Consider the following 11757-nt stretch of genomic DNA (forward strand, 5'->3'; position numbering starts at 1 on the left):
GGCGACAACCGGCAGACGAGAAAACAGTGCGCAGAACCACCGCGCAGATCTGGAGGGAGCAGAGGATGGCGGCCATGAAGCCCCGTACCGGGGACGGTCCCCTCGAAGCAACCAAGGAAGGTCGTGGAATCGTCATGCGGGTTCCACTCGAGGGTGGCGGGCGTCTGGTCGTCGAACTCACACCGGACGAGGCTGCGGCGCTCGGTGACGAACTGAAGAGCGTCACCAGCTGAATGCGCTGACCGAGGTCGCCGCACTTCTGGCCTGCCCGGAGTGCGGCGACGAGCTGCAACCGCACGATCGTGCGCTGCGATGCGGTACCGGTCACAGCTTCGACATCGCTCGCCAGGGCTACGTGGGACTGCTGACCGGCGCATCGACGAAAATGACCGGCGACACCGCCGACATGCTCGACGCCCGCGCCGCTTTCCAGGGTGCGGGCCATTTCGCCCCGATCGCCGCGGCGATCGCTCGTGCCTTCGACACCGCCGCGACGGTGCTCGAAATCGGGGCGGGCACGGGCTACTACCTCGCCGACGTGCTCGACGCGCATCCCGATGCCCTCGGCATCGCCTTGGACGTGGCCAAGCCCGCCGCCCGCCGCGCCGCGCGGGCGCACCCGCGCGCGGCCTCCGTGCTGGCCGACGCCTGGCGTGGCCTGCCACTGCGCGAGGACGCCGTCACCGGCGTGCTCTCGGTGTTCGCCCCGCGCAACCCCGCCGAGGTCGCCCGCGTCCTCGCGGCCGACGGACGCTTCGTCGTCGTCACTCCCACGACGCGTCATCTGGGCGAGCTGATCGGCCCCCTCGGCATGGTGGGCGTCGATCCGGACAAGGACCGGCGCCTGGCCGACTCACTCGCCGGCGCGTTCGCCCGTGCCGAGCACACCCTCGTCGAGTTCCCGATGAAGCTGTCGCGCACCGATGTCACCCGTGTCGTCGCGATGGGCCCGTCGGCCTTCCACCGCACCCCCGCCGACGATCCACGCATCGCGGCACTCTCGGACACCACCGAAGTGACGGCGTCGGTCACCGTGTCGACCTATCTGCCGAACCGCTGACCTAGCGCAACACACTCCGATACACGTCGAGCGTGTGCTCGGCGATCCGCGCCCAGTCGAACTCCGCGATCGCCCTCGCCCGCCCGGCCTCGCCATAGCGCACCGCCAAGGCCGGATCCCCCGCGACCTCGTTCACCGCGGCGGCGAGCCCGCGCTCGTACTCCCCGGTCGCCTCGGGGTCGTAGTGCACCAGACGCCCGGTGACCCCGTCGTCGACCACCTCCGGAATCCCGCCGACATCCGAGGCCACGACGGCGGTCGCGCACGCCATCGCCTCCAGATTCACGATGCCCAGCGGTTCGTACACCGACGGGCACACGAAGACCGACGAGGCGGACAGGATCTGGCGGACCTGCTCGGCCGGAAGCATCTCCTTCACCCAGAAGACGTTGCCGCGCTGCCGCTGCAATCCGTCGACGGCGGCGGCGACCTCCACCTCGAGTTCCTTGGTATCGGCCGCACCCGCGCACAACACCACCTGGATGCCGGGGGCGAACGAGGCGGCCGCGGCGAGCAGGTGCCCGACGCCCTTCTGCCGGGTGATCCGCCCGACGAAGGACACGATCGGCAGGTCGGCGCGCACGCCGAGCCGCTCGAGCACCGGCGCCTCGTCGACGGCGGGCGGGCCGGGGTGCCACACGCTCGCGTCGATACCGTTGTGCACCACATGAACTCGATCGGGGTCGATCGCGGGATAGGCGTCGAGCACATCGTGGCGCATGCCTTCGCTGACCGCGATCACCGCGTCGGCGTTCTCCATCGCATTGCGTTCCGACCACGACGACAGCCGATACCCGCCACCGAGCTGCTCGGCCTTCCACGGCCTGCGCGGTTCCAGCGAATGCGCGGTGAGCACATGGGGGATCCCGTACAGCATGGCGGCGAGATGGCCGGCCAGGCCCGCATACCAGGTGTGCGAATGCACCACGTCCACGCCGCCGGCCGCGTCGGCCATCCGCAGCTGCGCCGACATCATCTGCAACGCGGCGTTGGCGGCGTACAGCTCGGGGTCGGGGCGATGCACCACAGCACCGGCGCGCGGCGCGCCCATGCAGTGCACGGTGACGTCACAGAGCTTACGCAATCGGGAAGTGAGTTCGGTGACATGTACTCCCGCACCGCCGTACACCTCGGGGGGATACTCCCGGGTCAGCATCGCCACCCGCAGCGCTTGCGCTGGAGTCTGCTCGCTGTCGGTGCCATCACTCACCGGTCCAAATTAGACCCTCGGGTCGACATGGGCCACCGTAACCTCGCTGGCACTGTACTTTGAGCAGGGTGAGGAGCCAGCCGCACGTACTCGGGATCGTGCTCGCCGGTGGCGAGGGCAAACGACTGTTTCCACTCACGGCCGACCGCGCCAAGCCGGCGGTTCCGTTCGGTGGCGCCTACCGGCTCATCGACTTCGTGTTGAGCAACCTCGTGAACGCGGGATACCTGCGCCTGTGCGTGCTCACCCAGTACAAGTCGCACTCACTCGATCGCCACATCTCCCAGACCTGGCGGCTGTCCGGCTTCACCGGTGAGTACATCACCCCGGTGCCTGCCCAGCAGCGTCTCGGGCCGCGCTGGTACACCGGCAGCGCCGACGCGATCATGCAGTCGCTCAACCTGATCTACGACGAGGATCCCGACTACATCGTGGTGTTCGGCGCCGACCACGTGTACCGGATGGATCCGGAGCAGATGGTGGCCAGCCACATCGCCTCGGGCGCCGGCGTCACCGTCGCGGGGATCCGGGTGCCGAGGGCCGAGGCCAGCGCGTTCGGCTGCATCGACTCCGACGAGTCCGGCAAGATCACCCAGTTCCTGGAGAAGCCCGCGCACCCGCCGGGTACCCCCGACGACCCGAACGTGACGTTCGCGTCGATGGGCAACTACGTGTTCACCACCCGCGTGCTGGTCGACGCCATCCGCGCCGACGCCGAGAACTCCGATTCCGACCACGACATGGGCGGCGACATCATCCCGAAGCTGGTCGCCGACGGCAAGGCCGCCGTCTACGACTTCGCCGACAACGACGTCCCCGGCGCCACCGAACGCGACCGCGGCTACTGGCGCGACGTCGGCACCATCGACGCCTTCTACGAGGCGCACATGGACCTGGTCTCGGTGCACCCCGTCTTCAACCTCTACAACAAGCACTGGCCGATTCGCGGCGCGGCGGAGAACCTGCCGCCGGCGAAGTTCGCGCAGGGCGGGCTCGCCCAGGAATCGATCGTCGGGGCAGGCTCGATCCTGTCGGCGGCCACGGTCCGCAATTCGGTGCTGAGCTCGAACGTGGTGATCGAGGACGGCGCGACGGTCGAGGGCAGTGTGTTGATGCCCGGTGTGCGGATCGGGCGTGGCGCGGTGGTGCGCCACGCGATCCTGGACAAGAACGTGGTGGTCGGCGAGGGCGAGATCATCGGCCTCGATCTCGACCGTGACCGCGAGCGTTTCGCCGTCAGCAACGGCGGTGTGGTCACCGTCGGCAAGGGGATCTGGGTCGGTTAGCCCCGCGAGGCGCAGAGCAGACCGTCACCGATCGGGATCAGCACGCTGGTGAGCTCGGGGTTCTCGGCGATCGCCCTGGTCGCCGCGCGCACGGCCTGCGTCGCCGGGTCACGCTGTTCCTGGTCGGGCACCCGCCCGCCGAGTAGCGCGTTGTTGAGGATGAACGCGCCACCCGCACGCAGCAGCCGCACGCCCTGTTCGACGTAGTGGGGGTGTTCCATCGGCGCCGCGTCGATGAAGACCAGGTCGTAGGAGCCATCGGCCAGCCGGGGCAGCACGTCCAGCGCGCGCCCGTTGATCAGGCGCGTGCGCGACGGGGTGATCTCGGCGGTCCGGAACGCCTCCTTGGCCGCGCGCTGATGCTCGGGCTCGGAGTCGATCGTCGTCAGGGTTCCGTCCTCCCGCATCCCGTCGAGCAGCCACAGCCCGCTGACGCCCGCTCCGGTACCGACCTCTACCACCGAGCGCGCGCCCAGCATCTGCGCGTACATGCTCAGCAGCGCGCCGACCGCCGCGGGCACCGGCGCGGCACCCAATTCGGTGGCCCGCTCACGCGCTTCGAGAAGGACCTCGTCCTCGACGACGGACTCCTCCACATAGGCCAGGTTCCGCTCCACGTTCGATGCCACAGCTATGAGGCTAAGCCACCGGAGGGGTATGTGTATTCAGCAAAGGGACGGATCCGGCACTGTGTCGCACAGATCCCGAACAATTGCCGAAGGTTTGCGGATCGGTCACAACAGTCCCCGAACTGCTGGTTCTCCGTTGCCGGCGGGACTAGGCTCGAGTCCGACCAGAATTCTCAGGTCACACTCAGGATCTCCACACCTGACCCATATCAGCGCAGGAAATAGTTGCCCTACGCAAGGCCAGCCGATCGCGGCGGGCACGAGGCTCGGGAACAACCACACACAGTTGCTGGTTGATTGTCGGTAAGCAAGGTTCGCTGACCCGGACCAGCAAGGTTTCGTGCCAGCGGTCCCGAGTAGGAGGTGTCCCATCCCGATGGTAGACACGGCGCGTCAAGACGCCACCGACCAGACTCTGCCCGCTGATCTCATCGCGGCAGAAGCCGAAGAACTCGACGCCGAACTCACCGGCACCGCCGCTTTCGATGCGACCGGCGATCGCGCCGCCATGCCGTCCTGGGACGAACTCGTCCGCGAACACGCCGACCGGGTCTATCGCCTGGCCTACCGCCTCTCCGGCGATGCCCAGGACGCCGAGGACCTCACGCAGGACACCTTCATCCGGGTGTTCCGCTCGCTGCAGAACTACCAGCCCGGCACCTTCGAGGGCTGGCTGCACCGCATCACCACCAACCTGTTCCTCGACATGGTCCGCCGCCGCAACCGCATCCGGATGGAAGCGCTGCCCGAGGACTACGACCGGGTGCCCGCCGAAGGGCCGACCCCCGAGGACGCCTACCACGACTCCCGTCTCGACCCGGACCTGCAGAAAGCACTGGATTCGCTGGCGCCGGAATTCCGTGCCGCCGTGGTTCTGTGTGACATCGAGGGTCTGTCCTATGAGGAGATCGGCGCCACGCTCGGTGTGAAACTGGGGACCGTGCGCAGCCGGATCCATCGCGGGCGTCAGGCACTGCGCGAGTACCTTGCGCATAATGGAAGTGAGCAGCGGTACTCCGCTGAAGCCCCATCGGCGTGACGGGTGTTCCGACGTCACCCGGTGGCTCAGGTGATGTCGGTCGGAAGGAAGAAATCCGCATGAGTGTGGACCCCAGTGCCGCAGGTCGCCCGCCGCGCTTTCAGCCCACCGAGCACTTGGCCAGTGAGGCAGTCGCGGCCTTCGTCGACGGCGAACTGCGGATGAACGCGTATCTGCGCGCCGCCCAGCATCTTTCGGTCTGCCCCGAGTGCGCGGCCGAGGTCGATGCCCAGCAGCAGGCGCGGATCGCGCTGCGCCGCGCCGCCGAGGTGGCGATTCCGCGCAGCCTGCACGACAGTCTCTCCCGCATTCCGCTGGCCGACCTCCCCGGCAACGCACCCCAACCGCAACGCCGTAACGAGGCATTTCTCGGATTCATCACAGATTCCTTCACCGCGACCCGGTGGACAACGTGGCGGCGCAAGTAGAGTCTGCGACGTGACAGGCGAATCGACGAATTCCGGATCGGCCGACCACTCGGATTCGGGGGCTGAATCACCCAGGGCGGATGCACGCACGGACGCGCGGGGCACCCTGCGCCCTTCCGACGCGCCGAACCTCGGCCCGCGCCCGGTCTACCGGCCGCACATCGACAGCCACACCGCGCGCGCGTTCCGCCGCCCGAACGGCCAAGCCGGTTCGTTCGCACCGCACGACCCCCAGCGCGCGGCCGGTAAGGGCGCCGACGACGGAATCGTCCAGCGCCCGCCGGACGGCGTGCTCGCCGAGGCGTTCGCCCGGCCCGAGGGCTCCTCGGAGCTGCTGCAGCGCGAGCCCGGCGCCGACGAGCCGAAGACCGTCGTCGCGGGTCCGGTGGATCCGTGGCGTGACCCCGACGCGGCGGCCAGGCTCGGTTCGCCCGCCGTCGACACTCCCCCGCCCGCCCGGCTGCCTGTCGCGGACAAGCTGAGCGCGCGCGAGGTGCTGTTCGGTTCGCGGGTGGCGCCCAAGGCGCTCGCGATCTTGGCCGCGCTGGCGCTCGGCATCGCCGTGATCGGCGGCCTCGTCGGCCGCGTCACCGCGGAGACCGCGTCCACGCTCACCTCCCGCAAGGTGACCCTCGATCAGAGCGCGGGTGTCGAGACTCCGCACAGTCAGATCGCCGCCGTCGCCAATGCCGTGCTGCCCTCGGTGGTGTCGATCCGGGTCACCGTCGGCGACAACGGCGCGACCGGTTCCGGCGTGGTGATCGACGGCGGCGGGTATGTCGTCACGAACAATCACGTGATCTCGATGGCCGCGACCGACAAGTCCAACCGGGCCGCCATCCAGGTGCAGTTCTCCGACGGCACCCGGGTGCCCGCGCAGATCGTCGGCCGTGATCCCAAGACCGACCTCGCGGTGCTCAAGGTCGAGGCGAAGAACCTGACCGTGGCCAATCTCGGCAAGTCCGCCGACGTCCAGGTCGGCGACGACGTGCTGGCGGTCGGTTCGCCGCTGGGCCTGAGCAAGACCGTCACGTCCGGCATCGTCAGCGCCCTGCACCGTCCCGTGAAGCTCGCGGGCGAGGGCAGCGACACCAACGCGGTGATCGACGCCGTCCAGACCGACGCCGCGATCAACCCGGGTAACTCCGGTGGCGCGCTGGTCGACATGCAGGGCCGCGTGGTGGGCATCAACACCGCCATCCGCAGCGAGACCGGCGGTTCGGTGGGCCTCGGCTTCGCCATCCCGGTCGACGTGATGACCACCGTCACCCAGACGCTGATCCGCGACGGCCAGATGCACCACCCGGTGATCGGCCTGAGCGCGCGCACCAAGACCGTCGCCAACGAGGTGATGAGCGGTGCCGCCGTCGCCGATGTGACGCCGGGCAGCCCCGCCGACAAGGCGGGCATCGTCGAGGGCGACGTGGTGGTGCGGATCGGCGACCGCGAGGTCACCGGGCCCGACGAGCTGGTGGTCGCCGTGCAGCAGCACAAGATCGGCGACAGGGTGAACGTGCAGTTGATCCGTGATGGCAGGCAGGTGGACGTGCCGGTCACCCTCGAATCCGACTGAGCTCCGACGCCGCGCGACGGGTAGCCTGGATCCGTGTTCAGCAACATCGGGTGGAGCGAGATGATGATTCTGCTCGTCGCCGCCCTAGTGATCCTCGGCCCGGAGCGACTGCCCGGTGCCGTCCGCTGGACCACGGGGGCGCTGCGCCAGGCGCGCGACTACGCCAGCGGCGCCACGTCCCAGCTGAAGCAGGAACTCGGGCCGGAGTTCGACGACCTGCGCAAACCGCTCGCGGAGCTGAACGAGTTGCGCGGGATGAGTCCGCGGGCCGTGGTCACCAAGCACCTGCTGGGCGGTGACGACTCGGTGCTGCGCGATCTGGAGAGCGCGGTGCCCGACAAGCAGCAACTGTTCGGCACCAGTAGCGGCATGCCCGGCACCCCGGCCAAGCCCGAGCCGCAGAAGTCGCTGGAGCGCAACGAGCGCCCCCCGGTCGACTACGACGCGACCTAGCACGCCCCGGACCAGGGAACACACCGCACGGTCGGCATTTGCTACGAGGTCGCGCCGGCCGAACACTGCGGCGGCGACCTCGCCCGTCTGTGATTTGCCGACAATCCGCGTCCGAGACCGTTGTCTCGCAAGACAGTTCGATGTCAACCGATATAGACACACAACGCTGTCGAGCTGTCTAGACTTCGCACATGTCGGCCGATGACGTGGCACGAGTTTTCGCGATCGAAGACAAGGTCGAGAGACTCAAAGCAGCCACCGACGGGGTGGCGGCTGCCCAGCAGACCATCAACGAACTAACGAGGATCCGGCGAGCCGTGATCCGGGAACTCCATGCCGACGGCTGGACGTTCGCGCGGATCGGCGCCGCCGCCGGATTGTCGCGTGCGCGCATCCACCAGGTGAGCACCCAGGGCCCCGTGCCCGAGGGACTGTTCTTCGGGCACGGCACGCTGACCGTACTCGCCCCCGAGGTCCGCTCCGGCAGGCTGCTCGGCGCACCCGACCCACAAGCCGCCCAACGCCTGGCCGAGCTCCTGCGACAGCTCGGCTTCGCCGCGAACGTCGAGACGTTCATGCCGGGCAGGCCGATCGACCTCAATCGCGACGGGCTGGTGATTCTCGGCGGGCCCGAGCTCTCGCCGAGCCTGCGTCAGCTGGTGGTGGCCGATCCCCGCCTGCGCCGCACCGTCACCCGTGCGGGCGATACCCGGCGTGGCATCGAAGACAGGGCCGCGCGCCGCGTGTACCGGCCGGGCGGCACCGAACCCCACGACATCGCCTACCTCGCCCGGCTGCCCCGGCCCGACCGCCGCGGCAGCATCATGCTGATCGATGGGCTGCACCCGCCCGGCTCGCTGGGTGCGATCCGATTGCTGGCGACCCGGTTGGCGACCCTGCACGAGCGCGCGAGCAGTCATCTGTTCTCGGTTCTCATCGCGGTCCGATACGACCGCGCAACCGGCGAACCAGTTGATGCGGATCTACTCACCCCGGTATACCGGCATGAAACAGACCCCAAGTTGGCTACGACCCGGGTTCGTCCATAGTCTGAATTAAACTTGCCATACTTGGTGATCTGCATCACTGTACTGTTATGGATCACAAGTCGCCCGCGATGGTTAGATTGCTAGCGAGTAACCGAGTGTGAGTAGGTGAGCATCAGATGTTCTCGTCTCCTGAGGCCGGCGCATGCCGGGTTCTGCCCGTGCACGCGAGTGGTCACCCAAGGCCCGTTCCGCCCTTCGACGCGGGGCCGGCCAGCGGCGACGTCATCGTCACCACCCATCGCATCACCTACAGCGACCGGCTGAAGGTCTTCATCGGCCCGCACGAGGACGTGGACAGCTTCTTGCGCCCCCTGCGCCGGATGGACGGTCATCAGCGTTACGCGCTCGATCTGACCGTGCTGCCCGAACCGGTGCCCGCCACCGAGGTCACCACCTCGGTGAGTTCGGCGCGTGGCGATCTCGCGCTCGGTTGCGCGGGCTCGGCGGACGCGATGACGCTGCAGCTGCGCAGGACGGTCGATCACGTCACCCGGCGCTTCACCCTCGGCCTACCCGGCGGACGGCTCGGCCTGCCGACCGTTTACCTCCCGCACGGCGACGAGGACACCTACGTCTACCCGGAAGAGGTGTTCACCGCCGACAACGCGGTGGAGATCTTCCGCGACTTCTTCCACACCGGCGCCGTGCCGCCCGGCCTCCAGCAGCGCGAGATCCTCGACTGACGACTCCCGGCCGCTCGCCGCGCGAGCATGCCCGGAGATAGCTAGGCTGGTCAGCACGGTCACAACGCCCGGACGGTGATCGTGGAGAGGCCGGTGCGCGATGCGTGATCTGCTCGGGCAGGTGCTCGAAGTGCTCCCCGATCAGGCCCTCGCGCTGGCCAGGATCGTCGACCGGACCGGTGCCGGGCCGCGCGAAACCGGGGCCGCGATGGCGGTCACCGAAGACGGACGGGTCCTCGGCTCGCTGTCCGGCGGCTGCGTCGAATCGGCGGTACTCGCCGCCGCCCACCAGGTTCTCCTCGACGGCCACGCCACCCTCGAGCGTTTCGCCGCCGCCGATGAACTCACCGTCGGCCTGCCGTGCGGTGGCGAGATCGAAGTCTTCGTCGAACGCCTCGATCGCACCGACCTGCCCACACTGCGCGCACTCCACGCCGCGCTCGACGCGCGCCGCCCGGTCGCCTACGCCACGACCCTCGAGTCGGCCCCCGACCGAAAACTTCTGTACCCCGGCACTTCCTCGCCATGGCGCGGCCTCGATCACGACGCCGCCGCCCTCCTCACCGCAGGCCACAACGGCCTCGTCGGCGCCCAGGACTGCACCCCGGCCCAAGCCGACCGCCCCCGGACCTTCGTGCAGGTCTTCCGCGCGCCCGCCCGGATGATCCTGGCCGGCGCCAACGACTACACCCGAGCACTGACCGTCGCCGCGATGAACCTCGGTTACCACGTCACCGTCGTCGATGCCCGCGAGACGTTCACCACCCCGGCCCGTTTCCCGGCAGCCGACGAGGTGGTCGTCGACTGGCCGCATCGCTACCTCGACGCGGAACAGGAGGCCGGCCGCGTCGACGATCGCACGGTCGTCTGCGTTCTCACCCATGACCCGAAATTCGATGTCCCCCTGCTGGCTTCGGCCCTGCGCCTGCCCGACGTCGGATTCATCGGCGCACTCGGCTCCCGCCGGGCGCACGCCGAACGCACTGTCCGCCTGCGCGATGCCGGCCTCACCGCCGCCGAAACTGCCCGCATCCGCAGCCCGCTCGGCCTCGACCTGGCCGCCGACACGCCCGAAGAAACCGCCGTCTCCATCCTCGCCCAAATCCTGGCCGACCGAGGAAACACCACGGCACAACCCCTGGCGAACCTCGACGGCCCCATCCACCGTCGGCCTAACTAGCGGCGCCTCGAAAATACGAACGACCCGGCACCTGTTCATCCGCGAACAGTTTCGATACAGTTTGTTTCAAAGTTCTGAAACAGATTGTCCGGAAGGAGTTCGGTGCGACCACCCGATCCACGAACAGTGCGCAGTCGTGACACCGCGCTCACCGCGGCTCGCGAACTATTGATCGAGCAGGGATTGGCCGGGCTCACGCACGGCGCCGTCGCGGCACGCAGCGGCATCAGCCGGGCCACCCTGTACCGGCTCTGGCCGGAGCCGACCGATCTGGTTCGCGCCACCCTGACCCAGCACATCACCCTCGCGCAGCCGGAGCCGACCGGGGATCTGCGCGCCGATCTACTGACCGAACTGACGGCCACTCACGCGATGCTGCACGAACCGGCCACCGAGCAGGGCATGCGGGTGATGATCGAAAGGGCGGCTGTCGACCCGAGATTCGCGGAGGTCAAGGAGGCGCTGTACCGGTCGGGAACCCGGGCCGCGCGCACGACCTTGACCGACGCCGTCGCCCGCGGGGATCTGCCTGCCGAACTCGATGTCGACCTCGCGCTCGATCAGCTGCACGGTCCGCTGTTCTTCCGTCGTCTGGTCGCCAACCGGACTTTCGACCTCGACTATGTGCGTGATGTCCTCGACGACTTCCTCCGCACCCACTCCCCGAAACACCTACGTCAGCAAGGAACTTCGTGACATGACGACCGTCGTCTCCAGAAACCTCTCCGCCCCGCGTGTTCTCGTCGCGCTCGTCGCGGTCATCACCGTATTCGGCGCTCTGCTGGCGGATTTCATCATTCCGGCGGGAGCGGCACAGCATCTGCGCAACGACGCGTGGCCGCCGCACGCGAAATTCCACGACGCCCAGTACATCGCCATGTCGATCCTGCTCGGCGGGCTCGCGTTGACGCTGCTGCTCCGGCGCGATGCCACCCGGACGCGCTTGTGGACAGCCTGCGCGATCCTGGCCACGCCGTGGCTCGGCCTGCTGGCGGCAATGCTGTTTCCCGGCACCGCCGTTCACGATCCGGAGTTCGCCGCCACCACGATCATCGGCCTGCATCCGCAGGTGTTGCTGGCGGTGATCCTGTTGGCGCTGCTGACCGTCGCCGTCACGCTCAGCGCGCGTCATCGGGACTGACACACCGCGGGCGCCGCACCCGGTCC

The 11757-nt window shown here is 68.6% G+C and carries 14 protein-coding genes; 12 read left to right on the forward strand and 2 right to left on the reverse strand.

Annotated features, from left to right (window positions below):
* The first annotated feature begins 65 nt into the window (after nt 1-65).
* Nucleotides 66-233, forward strand: a complete 168-nt coding sequence (locus tag ACWGCN_RS30780) for a DUF3117 domain-containing protein (protein ID WP_011211259.1) — start codon at nt 66-68, stop codon at nt 231-233.
* The gene (locus tag ACWGCN_RS30785; RefSeq protein WP_452459391.1) at nt 230-1060 is read left to right on the forward strand and encodes a putative RNA methyltransferase; all 831 of its coding nucleotides are present in this window, start codon (nt 230-232) and stop codon (nt 1058-1060) included. Before ACWGCN_RS30780 ends, ACWGCN_RS30785 begins: the two co-directional genes overlap by 4 nt.
* A 1-nt stretch (nt 1061) precedes the next feature.
* Here ACWGCN_RS30785 and glgA read toward each other — a convergent pair whose 3' ends face one another.
* Nucleotides 1062-2228 (reverse strand): glycogen synthase, encoded by a 1167-nt coding sequence (glgA, locus tag ACWGCN_RS30790; RefSeq protein ID WP_452459392.1) that lies wholly within the window; start codon nt 2226-2228, stop codon nt 1062-1064.
* 110 nt (nt 2229-2338) lie between these two features.
* Here glgA and glgC point away from each other — a divergent pair, with 110 nt between their 5' ends.
* The gene (glgC, locus tag ACWGCN_RS30795) at nt 2339-3556 is read left to right on the forward strand and encodes a glucose-1-phosphate adenylyltransferase (RefSeq protein ID WP_378993377.1); all 1218 of its coding nucleotides are present in this window, start codon (nt 2339-2341) and stop codon (nt 3554-3556) included.
* Here the strand turns inward: glgC and ACWGCN_RS30800 are convergent.
* Entirely contained in the window at nt 3553-4185 is a 633-nt protein-coding gene (locus ACWGCN_RS30800) for an O-methyltransferase (RefSeq protein WP_378638264.1), read from the reverse strand. The two genes, glgC and ACWGCN_RS30800, sit on opposite strands and share 4 nt — an antisense overlap.
* A 376-nt stretch (nt 4186-4561) precedes the next feature.
* Between ACWGCN_RS30800 and sigE the strand changes: the two genes are divergently transcribed.
* The 9 genes from sigE (at nt 4562) to ACWGCN_RS30845 (ending at nt 11731) form a co-directional block, all read left to right on the forward strand.
* On the forward strand, nt 4562-5224 hold the full coding sequence (gene sigE, locus ACWGCN_RS30805) for an RNA polymerase sigma factor SigE (protein ID WP_379312885.1): 663 nt from the start codon (nt 4562-4564) through the stop codon (nt 5222-5224).
* A gap of 59 nt (nt 5225-5283) precedes the next feature.
* Entirely contained in the window at nt 5284-5652 is a 369-nt protein-coding gene (locus tag ACWGCN_RS30810; RefSeq protein WP_378993375.1) for a hypothetical protein, read from the forward strand.
* 10 nt (nt 5653-5662) lie between these two features.
* Nucleotides 5663-7225 (forward strand): trypsin-like peptidase domain-containing protein, encoded by a 1563-nt coding sequence (locus ACWGCN_RS30815; RefSeq protein WP_452459386.1) that lies wholly within the window; start codon nt 5663-5665, stop codon nt 7223-7225.
* Nucleotides 7226-7258: 33 nt separating this feature from the next.
* On the forward strand, nt 7259-7678 hold the full coding sequence (gene tatB, locus ACWGCN_RS30820) for a Sec-independent protein translocase protein TatB (RefSeq protein ID WP_378993370.1): 420 nt from the start codon (nt 7259-7261) through the stop codon (nt 7676-7678).
* Between the two features lie 191 nt (nt 7679-7869).
* A complete protein-coding gene (locus tag ACWGCN_RS30825; RefSeq protein WP_056813397.1) occupies nt 7870-8727 on the forward strand; it encodes a hypothetical protein in 858 nt (285 codons plus the stop codon).
* A gap of 116 nt (nt 8728-8843) precedes the next feature.
* Nucleotides 8844-9410 (forward strand): hypothetical protein, encoded by a 567-nt coding sequence (locus tag ACWGCN_RS30830; protein ID WP_378993368.1) that lies wholly within the window; start codon nt 8844-8846, stop codon nt 9408-9410.
* 100 nt (nt 9411-9510) lie between these two features.
* Entirely contained in the window at nt 9511-10590 is a 1080-nt protein-coding gene (locus ACWGCN_RS30835) for an XdhC family protein (RefSeq protein WP_452459387.1), read from the forward strand.
* A 102-nt stretch (nt 10591-10692) separates the two neighbouring features.
* The gene (locus tag ACWGCN_RS30840) at nt 10693-11286 is read left to right on the forward strand and encodes a TetR/AcrR family transcriptional regulator (RefSeq protein ID WP_452459388.1); all 594 of its coding nucleotides are present in this window, start codon (nt 10693-10695) and stop codon (nt 11284-11286) included.
* Between the two features lies 1 nt (nt 11287).
* Nucleotides 11288-11731: a DUF6640 family protein gene (locus ACWGCN_RS30845; protein ID WP_452452640.1), complete on the forward strand. Its 444-nt coding sequence runs from the start codon at nt 11288-11290 to the stop codon at nt 11729-11731.
* Nucleotides 11732-11757: the final 26 nt, after the last annotated feature.

The organism is Nocardia sp. NPDC055050 (assembly GCF_053608345.1).